Annotated in this window: 12 protein-coding genes; 4 read left to right on the forward strand and 8 right to left on the reverse strand. The window is 39.5% G+C overall.

Translation table 11 applies throughout. The features are described from left to right. Positions 1–436: 436 nt before the first annotated feature. The 5 genes from BJP34_RS04305 to BJP34_RS04325 form a co-directional block, all read right to left on the reverse strand. The gene (locus BJP34_RS04305) at positions 437–1,621 is read right to left on the reverse strand and encodes a hypothetical protein (RefSeq protein WP_070391284.1); all 1,185 of its coding nucleotides are present in this window, start codon (positions 1,619–1,621) and stop codon (positions 437–439) included. Then, positions 1,590–5,096, reverse strand: coding sequence for a virulence factor SrfB (locus tag BJP34_RS04310; RefSeq protein ID WP_070391285.1), 3,507 nt, complete (start codon positions 5,094–5,096; stop codon positions 1,590–1,592). Before BJP34_RS04310 ends, BJP34_RS04305 begins: the two co-directional genes overlap by 32 nt. After that, positions 5,054–7,648 (reverse strand): hypothetical protein, encoded by a 2,595-nt coding sequence (locus BJP34_RS04315; RefSeq protein WP_070391286.1) that lies wholly within the window; start codon positions 7,646–7,648, stop codon positions 5,054–5,056. The genes BJP34_RS04310 and BJP34_RS04315 overlap by 43 nt, the downstream gene beginning before the upstream one ends. Positions 7,649–7,748: 100 nt before the next feature. Continuing rightward, positions 7,749–8,375 (reverse strand): VWA domain-containing protein, encoded by a 627-nt coding sequence (locus tag BJP34_RS04320; protein ID WP_070391287.1) that lies wholly within the window; start codon positions 8,373–8,375, stop codon positions 7,749–7,751. 1,201 nt (positions 8,376–9,576) lie between these two features. Next, positions 9,577–10,011 carry a MarR family winged helix-turn-helix transcriptional regulator gene (locus BJP34_RS04325; protein ID WP_070391288.1) on the reverse strand — a complete coding sequence of 145 codons (435 nt, stop codon included), beginning with the start codon at positions 10,009–10,011 and terminating at the stop codon, positions 9,577–9,579. A 226-nt stretch (positions 10,012–10,237) separates the two neighbouring features. Here BJP34_RS04325 and BJP34_RS04330 point away from each other — a divergent pair, with 226 nt between their 5' ends. Then, complete coding sequence (locus BJP34_RS04330; protein WP_070391289.1) at positions 10,238–11,707, forward strand: SGNH/GDSL hydrolase family protein; 1,470 nt, start codon at positions 10,238–10,240, stop codon at positions 11,705–11,707. A gap of 363 nt (positions 11,708–12,070) precedes the next feature. Here BJP34_RS04330 and BJP34_RS42355 read toward each other — a convergent pair whose 3' ends face one another. Together BJP34_RS42355 and BJP34_RS04335 are read right to left on the reverse strand one after the other, a co-directional pair. Then, complete coding sequence (locus tag BJP34_RS42355; protein ID WP_158517004.1) at positions 12,071–12,247, reverse strand: hypothetical protein; 177 nt, start codon at positions 12,245–12,247, stop codon at positions 12,071–12,073. A 337-nt stretch (positions 12,248–12,584) separates the two neighbouring features. After that, positions 12,585–13,304 carry a thioesterase domain-containing protein gene (locus BJP34_RS04335; RefSeq protein ID WP_070391290.1) on the reverse strand — a complete coding sequence of 240 codons (720 nt, stop codon included), beginning with the start codon at positions 13,302–13,304 and terminating at the stop codon, positions 12,585–12,587. Positions 13,305–13,424: 120 nt separating this feature from the next. Here BJP34_RS04335 and BJP34_RS04340 point away from each other — a divergent pair, with 120 nt between their 5' ends. Together BJP34_RS04340 and BJP34_RS04345 are read left to right on the forward strand one after the other, a co-directional pair. After that, on the forward strand, positions 13,425–14,054 hold the full coding sequence (locus BJP34_RS04340; protein WP_070391291.1) for an IS607 family transposase: 630 nt from the start codon (positions 13,425–13,427) through the stop codon (positions 14,052–14,054). Further along, positions 14,041–15,132: an RNA-guided endonuclease InsQ/TnpB family protein gene (locus tag BJP34_RS04345; protein ID WP_070391292.1), complete on the forward strand. Its 1,092-nt coding sequence runs from the start codon at positions 14,041–14,043 to the stop codon at positions 15,130–15,132. Before BJP34_RS04340 ends, BJP34_RS04345 begins: the two co-directional genes overlap by 14 nt. Before the next feature lie 10 nt (positions 15,133–15,142). Here the strand turns inward: BJP34_RS04345 and BJP34_RS48350 are convergent, their stop codons facing one another. Next, on the reverse strand, positions 15,143–15,265 hold the full coding sequence (locus BJP34_RS48350; protein WP_267876334.1) for a hypothetical protein: 123 nt from the start codon (positions 15,263–15,265) through the stop codon (positions 15,143–15,145). Between the two features lie 427 nt (positions 15,266–15,692). Here BJP34_RS48350 and ltrA point away from each other — a divergent pair, with 427 nt between their 5' ends. Next, the gene (ltrA, locus tag BJP34_RS04350) at positions 15,693–17,378 is read left to right on the forward strand and encodes a group II intron reverse transcriptase/maturase (RefSeq protein ID WP_070391293.1); all 1,686 of its coding nucleotides are present in this window, start codon (positions 15,693–15,695) and stop codon (positions 17,376–17,378) included. Positions 17,379–17,422 lie beyond the last annotated feature (44 nt).

The raw sequence follows: 17,422 nt of genomic DNA on the forward strand, positions 1-17,422 counted from the left end.
AGATTTCAGCTAACTGGTACTAGGGCGTGTTTTCAAAGTTTTCCGCAAGATTTAGATCCCCCTTAAAAAAGGGGGGAGCCATAGTCAAAGTCCCCCTTTTTTAAGGGGGATTTAGGGGGATCTCCGAGTTTGAAGACACACCCTAGCCCTCCCATAACTGTCCAGTTTATGCAGGTCATTTCGTTTGCGATCGCACAAATCAACGCTGCACCTAAGCTTCCACAGCGATAGGCGGGGTCAACGTAAAGATCAATCAAGACTGCTCCATGGGTGTAATCAGAAGTGTTGAACGTTTAAAACATTCAACACTTCTGGGATTTAAGCAGGTCAAGAATGAGTTGGGATGGGCGGATTTTTAGGTTAAGTCAGTTTTTTTCAGGAGTTATGGAATTCCACACTTCAAGGAGTACCTTGCCTTGGTCAGACAAAGGATAAGCTATTTTGGGTAAAAGATTACTCGACCAGGCATTTTTTCTTCATTAATCCAAGCGTAAACACGCAAGCAAGCTAAGACTTTGCCAGGAGTACCTCTAACCTGTAATTTATCGATTACGTCATCTTTGTTCTCTGTATATTTAATAATATCATCTCGAACACCTAAAAGCCATTGACATCCTGCTGTATAACCATCCAGACTATTAACTCTTTCCACTGCTTTGTCAAGGGTTTTTCTTGCGTCTTTCTGCAAATTACACCACCAGGAATTTGGGTCAGCTAAAGGCTGATATACTAATGAGTTAATCGCCTCGTCTAAGTCCAGCCTTGCCTTTAAGGATTTAATCGGATCTTGTTCATGGTCTTTGACTTTTTTGAAAAAAAGTATCAAGGTTTTAATATAATCCTCTCTATGCTTGGAATTAAAACGGGTTATACCAAAAAATTTAATACTTTTCAGGCAATGATGTAGGGAGGGGTCGTTTTGAATAAAATCTATGCAGATAGATACGATCTGGGCAAGAAATTTCAGATCGCCATCTAGAGTTTTATCGTTAATTTCTGAGTATAAGGAAGCTTCAGTTGATAAACACAACCCTTTAGCCTTAACTGTTCCTGTTAAACCAGGATAGAGAAGTTGATTTTCTGAAAAAGGAAGTTTGTTGTTGTTCCTATCATCTTCCTTTGCGTTGATTTTTTTAGCTGACTGCAGAGCTTTATTTTGCCACTTTTGAGCCATAGACCCTGGAACACGCAGTAAAAGCTTTTGAATTTCGTCCCATAAGTCTGAGTCATTAGTGCTTCGAGGTTTTGAATCACCAATATAAGGGTCAAGTTTCTTATCTGTGAAGAAGTCATCACAGAAATCTTGGAGAATTAATCCTGGTTTTTTTAAATCAGTTAAATTTTCCGAATTTGTATTCTTCGAAGTCTCTTTGTTAGAGATCTTATCGTTATAAGTATTCTCTTCTAAAAGCTGATTTAGTAGTTCGGATAGCTGACCACAAAGGGTAGCTTCTTCTGAATTTTCTATAGCTTCTGCACGGGCTGATTCCAAAGAGGCATACAGTCCCTTGAGAGTATGCCGTAGATATCGCCCTAGCTCCGAGTCTCTTACTAACAACTGTTTGAGCAGTTGACTCAATCCATCACCATCAGTGTACTCCACTAAAGGGGTTTTGCTCATCGTTATTCTCTTCTTCTATGGGACTACGCTTAACTCTAAGTACACATCCATCTTTTTCTTTTAAAACTTCTGGTTGATCCGATATCCAATAAGGAACTTCCCCTTCATGAATACGCAGATTACTTTGGTCATCAATTGTAATGTAGTATCTGCAGTTATCCTGAATCTGATTTTTATCAAATCCTAATGTACCAAGATATATTTCCTTCAGTTGTGGGCTCTCTAAGCTGGGATAGTAAGCATAGAAGGTGTGTGTGCCACTTCTGGGGAATGCTGGGAGAGGTCGAGGCTTCTGGTTCTCATCTTTGCTGATAGCTCCTTTAGTTTCTTTAGTTGTTTGTTCTCCTTCGTCTTGATTGTGAAAAATATCATCAAGTTTTTCCCCAGCCTTGAAAACTAGCTGTGGAGATTCCTCATTGATACCAATAGCAATATCCCACTGAAGTTCACTATCGATAATCATAGCTTGAGGAACTTCTTCTTGTATATTTGCTTTCTCCAACTCTTCTTTTCTTGTTTTTAGCTCTTCCGATATTGTTTGGTTAATATTTGTTAAGGTAGAGTTATTGTCATCCACCTGATCCCCTACTAAATAATGAGGTTTGCCCCGACAAACTACCATTTCAATTTCTAGGGTTTGGTTAACTTCAAACTGAGCTTTGAATCCCTCAAACCATAGATTATTATTCTGGGAATATATTCCGATTTGTTTGGCAATCTCTTCAAAATTAAATTTAGCCCATAAAATTTCTCTTTGACTTTCAAAGTCTCGACGATAAATGTTCGTAGTTGGTAAAACACCGAACCATTTACTTCGAGCTTTAGCTTCCTGATTAGGATTAAATTTATACAATGGCTGTCGTGCTTGAAAAACTGGTTCTAAAGAACCTACAACTTGCCTCAAGAAAGCACAAGGCAATGTGTAAAGTAAATTATTAACTTCGATATAGAGTTCGCTTTTACCTTCTTTTAGCTTGTCTTTCGCTGCTTTCGGAGCATAAGTGAACTGCTGTCGGCTCATGCCATAACAAGCCCCGACTGAGGTAGCTAATTTGGCATAGTCAGGTACAAAAGTAATCCTGGCTGGGTTCCACTCGAAATCGTTCTTGGTATTGCTAAATATTTCATTAATTTTACGCCTGACTAAATCTAGATGGCAAGTCTGTCCCGATAAAATTAACCAATCCAAAGGTTCTTTTTGACCAGTTGAACTGTCTTTAGGTAATCGGCTTTCTAGCAAGTCTTTAGCAATATTGATGGCTTCTCCAACAACTTTTGAAGCAGCTGTTTCAAGTTGTTGTTTAGATAGCTTGATGCCAGGATTATATTCACCAAGCTCAATATCTTGTTGAACGCGAAGAAATTGTTCTAATTGATTCGCCGGAATTTCATATTCATCATAGTCAAGGCTACCTTTGCTTAATTCAACTTTAGCATCATCAGCCCATCGCCAAAGGGTGTAAAAAGCTTGTAGCTTTTTTCGGTTCTCTTTCCATCGAGTTGGTAATATTTCTTCTGCATAGTTTAGAACTGTTGAATAAAATGGATCGTTTTCTGGGTTTTCTTTGTCAATGCACTCTAATAGGGAGCGAGTGCGGTATTTGTTGTGATTATCTTGTTGCAAAAATCTTGGCTCTAATCCTCTGATCAGCAGGTCTAACTTATCATCCTTTAAGTTCCCTTCTGTAAATGCCGTTAACAAATTGTCAACAATCGCTACTTTAAGCACGCGAAAGAGTCGTAGAGTAATTAACTCACCCCCTAAAAATAAGTGTCCAGAAGACCCCATCAACTCTGGAGTCAGAACATAGTAACGTCCACCAGCTCCTCGATCTTCTCCTGGGTCAAATGGACTATCATCTCTTAGAAGTAAACGAATTAAAGCCAAGTCTGTCGTTCCACCACCAATGTCCAATACCATTAGGTTTTGAGCCCATTTTTGACCGCTACGACGACAGCGAGTTTTAAAAGCTTCTATACCGATAGTTTGGTTTCCACCAAATTCTCGCCATACATAGAAAATAGCTGCAGCGATTGCTTCATCAAAATCTTTTTTTACGTCTAATTTGACATCTGTATCTGTAAATTTTTGCTCAAGAATTTGACTTACTAACTCTTCCAGTTTACGACGAGTTTCTGGTTTAGATACCGTCGGATAAGTAACGATTACTCTGTAAAATTTACCGCTATCATAACGTTTTTTATTTTCCGGTTTATCTTTAAAATTTTCGGTTAATTCAATCAGACATTTCATCGCTGCTTGAATTAGCTCACTATATTCAATATTCTTCTCTTCTCCTTCCCAATATATCTTGATTTTATCTTCTTCTCCTTTTTTTCTGGTTTTATTAAGGTAACGCTTCGGAGAATGGTGAAACTTACTTTCTATTTTTCGCCAAAATGTTTCCTGGTTTTCATCTTCCTGGTTTTCATCAGTAGTCTCTTGGGACATCGCTGCCAATCGATTATTTCTAGCTATTTCCCCCATTTCCACTTCCAAGAATCCATTTACACCAACCAGTTCCAGTTCGCTAGTAATTTGTATCTCTTGGGGGAGATTCTTATCTATTTTTGCCAGAACGATACGTTCCTTTTGTAAGGGTGGTAATTGGAATAATTGACGGTAAATTTCGTTAAGTTTTTTACTAACTACCGGGTAGATTGGATCATCTAGTCTAGTACCTAAGGAAATTTCTAGTTGGCGAATTCCCTCTAACAATATTGAGCTCTTTTTATTGTCGATAATTTCTGGCCAAGATTTTCCCAAATTATTTTCAACTTGTTCGATATATTCCTGCCATTCATGATCACCAACTCCTGGTAATTTTGAGTCAGATGAGCCTAACCATTCCTTAAAAAGCTTAAATAATAGGTCTTTTTGTTCCAAGGATAATTCGTTGGGTTCTATTGCTTCTTTAGGATCGTAAAAAGTAACAGTAGAATTTGAAGTACCAAAATCGATAGCAATCCATCCACCATGTGAGAGCATTTTTTCCCCCTTACTTGTTTTTTTGTAAAATAAATTACAGGTTTGAGACTTTGTGTACGATTCACTTACGTTGCTATTTTGCTCGATATAATCTATCTTAACTCCTAAAAAATAATTAGCATAAATAGGCAGATCTCTATCAAGTTTGCAGTATGGAGAAAATCGTAAGAGCGAATCGAGATAAAATGGTATTGGATAATTATAATTATTAAAATAATTATTGTAAGCCTGTTGAATTTTATCTCTAAGTTCTAGAGGATTTCCTTTTATAGTACAGTTGATATGATCAATCCTTATAATATTAGCTGGATCGTCGTGCTCATGAATCAGGTCTATTACAGGAAGCTTTAACCACTTAGTATTGTTTACTGTTTTGATTTGGTTCAACAGAAACTTATTTACAATCTTAATTCCAACAGGCATATCAACATCTTTAGCAAAGTTTAAAGAGGAATATTTACTAGCTCCTGTAGAATTAATAACCAATCTGGTGTGGTTTCTTCAGTTGGCTCTTCACCTACCATTTGTTTTAGCAACGTTCTATCTGCTAAGAAATCTTCTTCCAAGGTTACAATGGCCTCTTCTAAAATTGATGTTTGGAGTTCTTTATTTACTGTTTGATTTACTTTGCTTAAAATTTGAATAAAACTATCACTAACGCTACAAATCATTGTATCTCGAAGTCCCAGTATAAAAGTTAGATGGTTTTCGTAAAGTGGTATTCTTTTATTAGCTTGTTTATGGTCTGGAGACCACCCGAATATCAAAGCAGGTTCATGGCTATTTTTGTCTTCACGGGGTAAAGGAAACAAAGTTTCTGAATCTATAGTTATAGAACTCTTGTTTTTCACTCTTTTTAGCAGCATTGATTCCCATTCCCTCGGAGATGCTAAAGAAAGTAAGTCTTGTATATCTTCTTCTATTTCTTCTTTTTTCACAACACAATCTTCAATTTCAGACCGTATTTCTTTGACATTGATTGTCCTCTGATTATCCTTTAATGAAATTAGGTTATTTGATAATTCGTCTAACCAGTCTTTGATAGACTGGTCAACACGCTCCTGAATAAACTTTTCGAGTTGATCACAAGCCTCCTGAAAAGAAGGATACAATTCATCGCTTTTAGTAAAAGATTTTCGGATTCTTTGTTGACGTTTTCTTCGAGAAAAAAATGACTCTTCATCCTCACTGTCAACTTGTGGTAAATTGACGATTCCGTTTTCAATTTTGAGAAATAGGGTTCTCCATTCACTCCAGCGAGATATTTCAGAATTTACTTTTTCTTCAACCTCTTGTCGAAGGGGAATTTTGCTTCTTGTTTCATCTATTCCTACTCCCAATTCTAATGGATTTTTTTCTAAATGGGTTTTTAACGCTTTATAGCTATCTGCTAATTCTCGGAGTGCTTGGCGCAGGATTCGTAATTTGGGATTTTCAGAAGCAAGCAATTTAGCCAGTGAAGGATTATTAACTTTTTGTGCTAAATTTTGTTGTTCCTTAACCAAAGTTTGTACTTTAACGTTGACATCTTTATATAATTGTTCAAGACCATGAGTTGCCACGTGATTTTCAAGCAGATACCGTAGTCTAGAAAGACCACCATCTTTTGTGAAAGCATCTAGCCAAGTTACTAAAATACTATCAGGTTCAGATTTTTTTAACCTTTCGCTTAACTGCTGCCATTTTTCGTTTAGATCAGGAAAATGCTTCTGAAAGATATTGAGGTTTTCTAGTACAGTTGGTGTCGCAATTTTAATGGTGCTGTCTAGGTTTTTTATCAAATACTCAAGTGCAGCAAATGCTGACATAAAAACGATTCTTTGCTCATCATTACCTTTCGTCAATTTACGGGAATTTTCAATAACCTTACGCAAAGCTGGTATTTCATCGAAAATTTTCTGCTCTGTTAGTTGCTCTGTGTTACTAAGAAGCTTGTCAATACCAACTTCTGCCCCAGGCAAATCATCAAATCGCCCAACACCTACAAGGATAAAATCATCGAGATTTTGGTTTTTTCTTTGCTTTCGGAGCAGATCGATGATTTCATTGTTTGTTGTACTTCCTGGACGAGGACCATAGGTCAATAGTAAAATCGTCTGTACATTTTCCATTTCATGGACATTTACAAATCGATCTCGAAGCTCAGATTTATCAGCCCCTAATCCAGGCAAATCTAGTAAAACTAACTTGTTTGCTTCTTGAAGAGATGAAAGATCCCAAATTTTATCTGACACTTTGACTTCAACATTTATTCGTCCGATTAGAGGAAAGGTGGCTTGCAAAAACTTAGGAAACTGCTCCTCGTCTTCTGGAGGAAACTGCTCAAACTTCTTAATATCTAAGATCGAACGGGGGTCATTAGGTAGCTGAAGACCTGCGTAAGCATGAGTAGCATTATCAATAGGCAAGGATTGACCGCATAAATTATTATAACGTAGATAAGATTCAACAAACACTACTAGTTCTTGAATTGCGTTTTCTAATCCAGGAGTTTTGTCATAATTTTTTACTTCATCGTACCATTGGATAATGTTTTGCCAAACATCAGGATTTTTGGAATTAAAGTTTTTTAAACTAGCGATTTGCGTACTAGGTAATTGTGCTTCAGCCTGTACAACCAACTCCTCAAGTATAAAGTCAAGACATTTATCAATTTCGTTCTGATTAAAATATTTAACGCTAAACTTAAATTCAGTTGGTTGCGAGCCTTTTACCTGAACGATATTGAGATGAGTCACATTCCCAGTAGCTGCCACTCGACTGTCTGGTAACATTCCTGCATAACCAAGTAAACTACCTAAGACCGTAGTTTTTGTAGCTTTGAATTCTCCCATAACAGCAATTTTAACTGGTGAAGAAGAAGATTTAACTACTTCTTCGGCTTGCTTTCGGACAATTTCAACTTGATTGCTAATTTCAGTTAAAATCCTATCCTGCTGAAGGGATTGATTCTGAATAACAGAGTCATATTCCTTAAGTTGATTAAGTATAGATTCACCTAAATTATTAAACTTACGCAGTTGTTCAACCTTTGACATGATGATTGAATTTATTTAACTATATTAACTAATTATGACTTTGTTTTAATTTATTTAATTAAGCGTATCTAAATAAAAATGATTACATTTTTGTCGCTTATTATCCTCTATTAATAGCTCTCAATAGTACTTCTGGTGGAGGTATTTCTTCTAAATCTCCTAAAGTGAGAGTGTTACAAATACCATATTTGGCTCCCTTTTCTTCTAAAGATTTGTCCAATTCTTGTAGAAATTGTGCTGCTTGGGGATCTGAACCAACTTGAATAAAAGAAATACCAATTTCCGAATCCTTATCGATTCGACGAGTTGCGTTCACAATTACATCAATTACTGGAGGCTTATCATCAGGTGCTCCATCTGTAAATACTAAGAAAATTTCCCCATTTGGTTTAGCACTACCGTTTGCTTTACGTTGGAAATAATTCTCGAGAGCATCCCGCAAAACCTCATCAAGGTATGTTCCACCCATAGGATATGTTTCTTGAAAGATTTGTTCTACCTTATTTGTCGTAACATTATCGTATCGCTTAAATCTACTCGAAAATACATAAACAGTAATCCCATCGGGGTCGATTTCTTCACAATATCTAGCATAAGCCTCTGTAGTTTCTGTCATAACCTCCCATCTAGTTTTTGTCCCCCTTTTCTCGTCCTTAATGGTCATACTGCCACTTTTATCAATAATGATGGTGTAATCACGGTCTTTTAATTCTTCTGGGACATACATAATTCTGATTACTCTGAAAATGTTGCTAAAAAACAATTCAAGCTTTGATAGCATTAGATCAATTAATGTAGCAGATAAAAAAGCCTAGATCGCTTTTATATAACCGACTTATACAGTCAGGGTATTGATAAAGTAGTGATGGCATAATCTACCCGACAAACATTTATTGTAGTTATGAATAAAATTTCAAATAGCTCTTAACGGAAATCTCCAAATCTCTCCGGCAAATCCCTCCACGGTATCCCAGCTCGCTCCCGATATTTTACAATACCTCTACAATACCTCTTTTGTCAAACTAACTGATCACAGGCTTTTCGCTTCCGGAAGAATTGCCCTAGTAGCACTGACAAACAGCGGTTTCTAAGGTTTTCCGATTTTCGCTCAATTTCCTGTTCATTCTACTTACTGTACAAACTAACTGAGTTATTGAGTGGTTGCTTGGAGTCTTTTGAGGTTTTTATAAACTCTTTTTATCAACTCCAAGAATACATATTTAGTTTTAACAAACGGTAGAAATTATTCCGCCGTACTAATGAGGTAATAAAATATACATATATTTAGGAAAGAGGGCTAGGGATTTTCCCACGGATATCTGCCTGACACTAGACAAATCCAACCTACCGAAAGCAGGGTAAAATCTTTATTATGCCTAGGCCAAGTGCCCCTGTAGCTGCACCAAGTAAGGGGGATTAGTAGTAGTTGATCCTTAGGGTGAGATGTCGATAATTTTATCTTATATTTTTAGTATATAAATATACTTACCATTAACTGGTAAAATTTATAATTTCTTAATATTTTTAATCAAGATAATTAATAAAAATTAAATTTTATCAAAAATTAATATTGTTTTATAAAATTTAATTTTTGATAATTATTTTAGTGAATGTGTTCCCAATCATCAGATTATGCTTTACTAAGATAAATAATACTTTGGAAACCATTTGTCAATTACCCGCTCGGGAATATGCCTCTATTAATTAGAGATAGAAAGAGGGGCAATAGGAAACCTCATAAAGGTAGGTTTTTAACAAAGACGTGATTATCAACTGTCCGGGATAGGGTGACTGGGTGTGGGGTGATTGTAAATGTAGCTAATTTGCCATTAAAAATCATCATGTATTCGGAGTCTTCCTTATAACTGCATATACACTTATTTGGTAAATAAAAAAAGAGGGGCTTGTGATCAGGAGTCTGTGGCCAATTACGCGATGGAAACCGTTTCAGTCAGCCGCTCCAATAGATTGTGCCATGGACCGACACCCAGCTTCTCAATCACCTCTGTTTGAGCTTGTTCCCAGAGGGGAATAGCTTGGGTCAGGTTTTCCTGGCCTTTTGCCGTTAGTGCCACCAATCGTGTCCGCCGATCCTCTCCAGGATTAATTTCAATTAGTCCCTGCTTTTCTAAGGGCTTGAGATTGCGGGTCAAAGTGGTTCGATCCATCGCTAGGGTTTGAGCAAGTTTGTTGATGGTGGAGGATTCAGCCGCCGCCATCACAGCCAAGATGGAAAACTGGGTTGCTCGTAAACCGCTAGGCCGCAACTTTTCGTCAAAGATTTGGGTGACGACACGGGTGGCTTTGCGTAGGTTAAAGCAGGTACACTGCTCTAGGTTAAGTTGAGTTGTGGATAACTGCATATTAAAAGTATATACACATATTTTTCATTTGTCAAGGGTGAGCCTTAGGCACCATTGGCTTACTCAAAACGATAGCAAAGGGAGTCGGGAGTTGGGGTAAGCATAGGCTTACCTTTTGTCAGTAAACCAGGTTCTCCCACTCCCTTTTAGGTTTGATTTGGGCTTAATTTATGCTAAAGTCCCAATAAGACAAATTAACAATAAACAATGTTTAGGAGTAAATCAAATGACCGATTACTATGTAGCAGCATACTTTTATGATTTTCAACGCAAGTATGAAGAGGATAATCCATCACTGATGTGGCAAAATCCTGGTAAGCGAAACTGGACTTGGTCTATAGACAAGGGGTATCATGATTGGTTTCCCTCATATACGGAACTGAGTGGTCAGTTGCTTGATAGTTTTTTTGTAGAAACAGAATTGACGAGAGCCGAGTTAGAGGAAAGGTGCATAAAATCTATTTTTGAAAAGCATCAAGACAAGCCAAGCTATAAATTGTTTGACTATTCTGCAGCTACAAGTGCTTTGAATCCCTATGAGTATCCCATACATTTCAAGAAAGACGAAAGCAATCAGACTATTAAAAAGATGGTCATATTCGGTGACAGTCTTTCTGATACAGGGAATCTCAAGCACTGGGTTAAATTAATGCCCGAATATCCCTATTGGTATGGCAGGTTCACCAATGGACTAACATGGAGTGAATATCTGTCTAAAGAAACAGGAATTACTCTGTTCAACTGGGCTTATGGTGGAGCAAAATCTGATTTAATCAATGATTTCAAGCCTAAAGAGATTCTGGATTACGTAAAATCCGGGGGACGCAATGTTATTACTGGCAGTATGACGACAACGATAAATCGTTATCTTGATAATGGATGGCTGAGTGGGAAAAAGATTGATTTAACAGCAGCAGAAGAGACAGCTTATACCCTGTGGATTGGAGCAAATGACTATCTTGAGAAATTCGATAGTGAAGAAACACTCTTTAATTTAATAGAATATCCTAACGATGTAGGAGGCTATGAAAAAGTTTCAGACCGAGCGACTGATAACATAATCAAAAATATCAAAAAACTAAATGACAAAGGGGCAAAATATTTTATCATTCCAAACTTACCCAATATAGGTAAAACGCCCACAATAGCAACTGTAAGTTATGATTTCAGTAGAGGTTCGGTGAAAACAAGAGAAGATTTTTCTGCTGCTATAACAAACATAATCAATGTTCATAATAATAAGCTAAAAATAAAGATAGAGTCTCTGAAAGAAGAACGGGGTAAATATTTGGAGATAGTATACATAGATCTATTTTCTGATTTCGACGCACTCCTAGAGAATAAAAATCCCTTCACAGGAGATTATTTTGACGCACAATTCGAGAATGAGTATAACGATATCCAATCTACAGGGAGTAGTGCGATACAAATACCTAAACAGTGTTTCCAAGGAGGTTATCTTGCCGAAGGCATCACAAATTCAGACTGGAGAGGCTACGCCTCGAATAATACAAGTAAAAGAACAGACGGGTCTTTTAACTTTCTATCGACATTTTGGGATAATGTACACCCAACATCATACGCTCATTCCTTGATTGCATATTCTTTTCAGTATTGGATGAAAGAGGCTGGACTAATAAGTAGCTCTCTCCCTAAGCTGGAAGACTATCGAGATAGAAATCGACACCTCGATTAATTCAAGTTTATTGAGCACTGGAGTTTAGACTAAAAGGAATAACAAAGAGGTTCCAGCGACGCCGGAACCTCTTGCTTTCAGAATATCAGAGGTGTTGACTTGATCTCTCATCTTCTATAACTAGGTCTAATGAATCGCTACTTAAACTAATTATTGGGAATAAGGTTGAATCCAATTTATAAAAGCACTCCCAATATCAGCTATCAGCTATCAGTTATCAGCTATCAGTTATCAGTTATTAGCTAATGCGCTACGCGCACGGGTGCGCGTTCAGCTATCAGCTTATGGGTTACCTCACAGCGTCGAAGCCTGTGCTACGGCTGACCACTGACCGCTGACCGCTGACCGCTTACAATAGGCTTATCAGTAATAGCAAGAGTAAGTAAATAGCGATCGCACAACAGTATTGGGCAAGCTGGTATTCACAGGAGTCCAACTTTCTGAACCCTCTGCTGTTGCTGGAATGCGATGTTCAACAATAGTCAGAGAACCAGTCCCAATGGTTACCCAGCTTTCCCCGCCATCTGTGGAGCGAAACACATTACCAGCAGTTGCTCCAGCAAACAGATGGCCTTGAGAGTAGCCAGAGGTCGGTTGCCTTGGTCTGAGTCATTTGGGGAAGCCGTTTGAGTACGCAGACCGGCTAGCATCCGTTGGAAGCTGGTGCCATGGGTGCTAACTCGATACGCTAATGTGGTTAGGCCAGGGGAATTGTAGTGAGATGTCATATGTATAGAACAGGGAGTGTGGGGAGATGGGGAGATGGGGAGATGGGGAGATGGGGGGATTTTTATTAAGGTTCATTATCCGGACATCCTATCCTATATAATAGAACTGGGAACAGGTACGGTAGAGCCCTAATTATCCTGAGATGATATTATTTGATCGCTGCCAGAGCGCGATCACGACAAAGCTTCAGCCGTTCAGCTAAAACCAGCACTTGGGGTTCCCGGATAACCGAGAAATGGTCGCCCGGAATTTCGTGTACTTCTATTTCCCCAGCAATGAAATTGCGCCAACCTAGAGTGGGATCACCAGCTATGTCTATGGGCTGCTCGCTGGCATTGAACAGGGCAATATTCCCTGGATAAGGTTGCGCTTCATAATTATAAGACGCAAAAGCCGTAGTTTTAAAAACCTCGAACAAGCTTTCAAAATCCTCCACTTTTACCTCTTCCGGCAGCAAATCAAACATTTTAGCTCGTTCCAGGACATATCCCAATCGCTGCTCTGGCATCAGTTGTTGGAGTTGAGCGACAGATACCGGCACTTCCTTCCCCCGAGGAGCGCTCATTTCCTGAGCAAATTCTCTTGGATAGTAAATATCCAGACCCAAGTTTCTTCCAGGCGTGCTGTCAACTAGAAGCCTGTGGTGTTCTGGAGCCGAGGATTGTATCAGTGCTAGCAATGCTAAGGTATCCCCTTGTTGGTGTAACTGTTGTGCCATTTCTAATGCTAAGTGACCGCCCACGCAAAAACCAACTAAATAGTAGGGACCCCGAGGTTGAATAGTTTTAATCCCTTTGATGTGGTGAATAGCGAGGTCCTTGAGAGTGCTAAAAGGTTCCCGTTCCCCATTGAGACCGGGGGCTTGCAAGCCGTAAATCGGTTGCTCGGTCCCCAGATTGCGGAGGTGTAACTATTAACCAAAAAGTTGCTCAATACTTTTCAAACTTGTCTAAACTTGCTAGAGTAGATTCATCGGAGTTTAGACACCATGAAGAAATATGTCACGCCAAAAGAGGCAGCCGAACACTACGGCGTCTCAACCTCAACTCTTAGAAGATGGGATAGAGAGGGAAGACTTGACAGTATCAGAACCCAAGGCAATCAAAGGCGGTTTTGCGTTGAAGGAGAAGCAACGCATTACAAGCCTACTCTGTGCTATGCAAGAGTCTCTACCTATTCCCAGCGGGATGACCTCGATAGGCAAGCTCAATTTTTACGGGCAAAATACCCAAACGCAGAAATTATTACAGAAATTGGGTCGGGACTCAATTTTAAACGGCGAAAGTTCCTCAAAATATTGGAACGAATATACTGCGCTGATATCTCAGCATTTGTCGTCGCCTACCCAGACAGAGCAGTTAGATTCGGTTTTCCATTGCTTGAGTGGCTATGCCAAAAAGGTGGGGTCAAACTCGTGGTTCTCAATGAACGCAAGCTATCCCCAGAACAGGAATTGGTCGAGGATATCCTGTCCATCCTCCACTGTTTCTCTGCTAGGCTTTACGGACTCAGGAAGTACCAGAAACAAGTCAACCAAGCGATACAAGAAAAAACCTCGAAACCAGACGGTCAAGTTGACACCAAACAGTGTCTTGAAGATCAGGGTGTTTCCATCTAAAGAACTTCATAAAGTATGGAAAACTTGGCTTAACGCTTATCGCTGGATCTATAACTGGTCAATAGCTGCTATCAAAAACGGCTATCAAGGCAGTGCTTACGATTTACAGAAATTAGCGAGAAGTGCTGATAGACCAGAATGGGTAAAAACACTTCCAGGTCATCAATTACAAGAAGCAGTAGCTGATGCGATCGATGCGTCAAAGCAAGGGTTGGCCAATAATGGTTTTGCTAAATTCAAGTCTTGTCGAGAAACAAGGCAGGTAATCAAATTCAAAGCGGGAAATTTCAAGAAAGGTTCTTGGTACTTGACAAAAGTAAAAGGCTTATCATTCCGTTCACCTCAGGGCTTTCCTGAGGAATGCATTTATGGAACTCAACTAGTGTGGATCAAGGGAAAATGGTATGGTGTTTTTCCTCAATACATTGATCCTACTCCCACGACTGTTGACAAGGTGATCGCTTTAGACCCAGGAATTAGGACTTTTTTGACTGGGTTTGATGGGGTCAGCTATGTCGAAATAGGGACTGGCGATATTGGTAGAATCCAAAGACTTTGTCAACGATTAGATCGATTGATGAGTCGTATTGACTTAAGCTCTGCAAAGCGTCAGAGACGTTCGCGAAGCGTGCGCCAAAGCGCAGCAATAAGGAAAGCTGCCCACCGTTTACGTCAGAAGATCCAAGACTTAATCAAAGACTGCCACAACAAGTCAGCTTCTTTTCTTGTTAAAAACTACAAGCTGATTTTTATCCCAACATTTGAGACGTCTCAGATGGTTGTAAAATCAGCCAGAAAATTAAACAAAAAAACGGCTCGTAATCTGCTCACCTGGAGTCACTACAAGTTTCGTCAACATTTGACACAAATGGCTGATCGGAATGATGTAAAAGTGGTAATAGTCAACGAATCCTACACGAGTAAGACTTGCCCAGAGTGTGGCCATATTCACGAGAGATTAGGCGGCAAGAAAAAATTCCAATGCCCAAAATGTGGTTTTTCATTGCCACGGGATTGGAATGGCGCACGAAACATAATGATTCGTGCTTTGTCGGCAAGTGCGTTTCGTTGGTTATAAACCTTACCTATTAAGGGTTTGGGGGACTAACCGCTTGGTCGGGAAACTGAACCATGACAACTTGATAACCATGATGGTGAAAATCCATCCCTCGTGAAATCCGAGTGACAGCCTTACCCTGATTTATGAACATAACAAACTCATGAATTGATGCAAGGGTCGAATAGTGAAGCAGAGCTAGTCTAAGCAAAGTTAGTAACAGGCAAAGGACTCATGGGTACGAGAGAAAGGTACATCAGAATCATCGTAAAAGGCATGTAGCGAAATAGACTGATACGCTACAGACAAAAGTCAAAGGAATAAGGACTATGAGGTTTTGCCGCCTCATAATGATTTCCCAAAGAATATTCCTGGTGAAGAGTACCACCCTAAAAGTCCACAGAATGGTTATCAGGAACGAAATAACTCTCATATGTACTCTCAACATGGTCGATGGTTGAGTAGGTAGTTAACCGCAAGTCATAGGAGAGCGAGATTGAGTCAGAAGCCAATGCCTGGGGTAATGCCCAGGATATGCTGACGGACTCACGTTGTAGGAAAGGGTATGGTTGTAAGTAGTAATGAATAAGTCTAAAACTCAGGGGTTCGCCCCACAGTCGGAATGGAGAAGGGTCAATTGGCGAAAGCTGGAAATGACCGTTTTTAAGTTACAAAAACGAATATACCGAGCCTCGAGCCGTGGTGACGTGAGCGTGGTAAGAAAACTCCAAAAGACCCTGATGAAGTCCTGGTCAGCCAAAATGATTGCGGTCAGACGAGTCACCCAGGAGAATAAAGGCAAAAAGACTGCCGGAATAGACGGGTTCAAAGCCTTAACCAATAGGCAACGCCTCGCCTTAGTAGCCAGCCTCAAGGTCTCCAAAAAGGCACAACCTACCAGAAGGGTATGGATTCCCAAACCCGGACGGTCAGAAAAACGCCCCTTAGGTATCCCGACTATGTACGACCGTGCATTACAAGCACTTGCCAAGCAGGCTCTTGAACCTGAATGGGAAGAAAAATTTGAACCCAATTCATACGGGTTCAGACCAGGACGCTCATGTCATGATGCCATTGAAGCAATATTCAATTTCATCAACAAAAAACCCAAATGGGTTCTTGATGCTGACATTGCCAAATGCTTCGACAAAATAAACCATGATGCACTTCTAACAAAATTGAATACCTATCCATCCATGAGACGTTTAATTAAGTCCTGGCTTAAAGCCGGTGTGATGGATAAGGGAATATTCTCACACACAAACGAGGGCACCCCTCAAGGTGGGGTGATATCCCCACTATTGGCGAACATAGCCCTCCACGGAATGGAACAAGAGGTATGGAACTATGCCAACTCTATCAAGGGTAAAAAAACATATTACAAAAAAGGATTAGCCCTAATTAGATACGCAGATGATTTCGTCATCCTTCACCCAGACCAAAAAGTGGTAGAAGAATATCAAGAAGTAATCAACACATGGCTACAGGACATGGGGTTGGAACTAAAACCAAGTAAAACCCAAATTACCCACACTTTTGACGGATTTGATTTTCTTGGATTCAACATCCGTCAATATAAAACAGGTAAAAACCATTCAAAACGAGGTTTTAAAACCATCATCAAACCATCCAAAGAAAAAGTTCTAGAACATTACGGGCAGCTTTCCCAAGTCATCAACAGACATAAAGCTGCCCCACAGAAGGCGTTAATAAGCCAACTTAAACCTATTATAAGAGGATGGTGTAACTACTACAGCTCTGTTTGTAGCAAAGAAACCTTCTCAAAATTAGGGAATCTAGTCTGGAACAAACTTCGAAGATGGGGATATAGGAGACACCCCAACAAATCAAGAACCTGGGTAACCAAGAAATATTGGGGAACCATCGGAGAAGATAACTGGGTATTCATGACCAACGGGAATAACTACCTCCCAAAACATGCCAAAACTGAAATAGTCAGGCACATAAAAGTTCAAGAAACCAGGAGTCCCTACGATGGAGACCTAATTTATTGGAGCACCAGAATGAGAAAGCATCCTGAGATGACCACTCAGAAGGGAAGGCTTTTAGAACGGCAAGAAGGGAAATGCGCCCATTGTGGTCTTACCTTCAGGGATGGAGATTTGTTGGAAAAACACCATATTATACCACGCGCTCTAGGAGGTAACGACCATGACAAAAATCTAGAGTTACTTCACCTCCATTGTCACGACGCCAAACACGGTACCAAAGTCAACTCTTCAAAGTTAGATGAGAATCCGTTCTAGAGGTACCAATGTAAATGGTTCCTATGATGAGGAGCCGGATGATG

This window comes from Moorena producens PAL-8-15-08-1 (assembly GCF_001767235.1).
Lineage (GTDB): Bacteria > Cyanobacteriota > Cyanobacteriia > Cyanobacteriales > Coleofasciculaceae > Moorena > Moorena producens_A.

What these genes read in the sequence shown, in the direction of transcription:
- BJP34_RS04305 (WP_070391284.1), bottom strand. Translation starts at nt 1,621, where the DNA reads ATGAGCAAAACCCCTTTAGTGGAGTACACTGATGGTGATGGATTGAGT.
- BJP34_RS04315 (WP_070391286.1), bottom strand. Translation starts at nt 7,648, where the DNA reads ATGTCAAAGGTTGAACAACTGCGTAAGTTTAATAATTTAGGTGAATCT.
- BJP34_RS04320 (WP_070391287.1), bottom strand. Translation starts at nt 8,375, where the DNA reads ATGTATGTCCCAGAAGAATTAAAAGACCGTGATTACACCATCATTATT.
- BJP34_RS04325 (WP_070391288.1), bottom strand. Translation starts at nt 10,011, where the DNA reads ATGCAGTTATCCACAACTCAACTTAACCTAGAGCAGTGTACCTGCTTT.
- BJP34_RS04330 (WP_070391289.1), top strand. Translation starts at nt 10,238, where the DNA reads ATGACCGATTACTATGTAGCAGCATACTTTTATGATTTTCAACGCAAG.
- BJP34_RS04340 (WP_070391291.1), top strand. Translation starts at nt 13,425, where the DNA reads ATGAAGAAATATGTCACGCCAAAAGAGGCAGCCGAACACTACGGCGTC.
- BJP34_RS48350 (WP_267876334.1), bottom strand. Translation starts at nt 15,265, where the DNA reads ATGTTCATAAATCAGGGTAAGGCTGTCACTCGGATTTCACGAGGGATG.
- ltrA (WP_070391293.1), top strand. Translation starts at nt 15,693, where the DNA reads ATGAATAAGTCTAAAACTCAGGGGTTCGCCCCACAGTCGGAATGGAGA.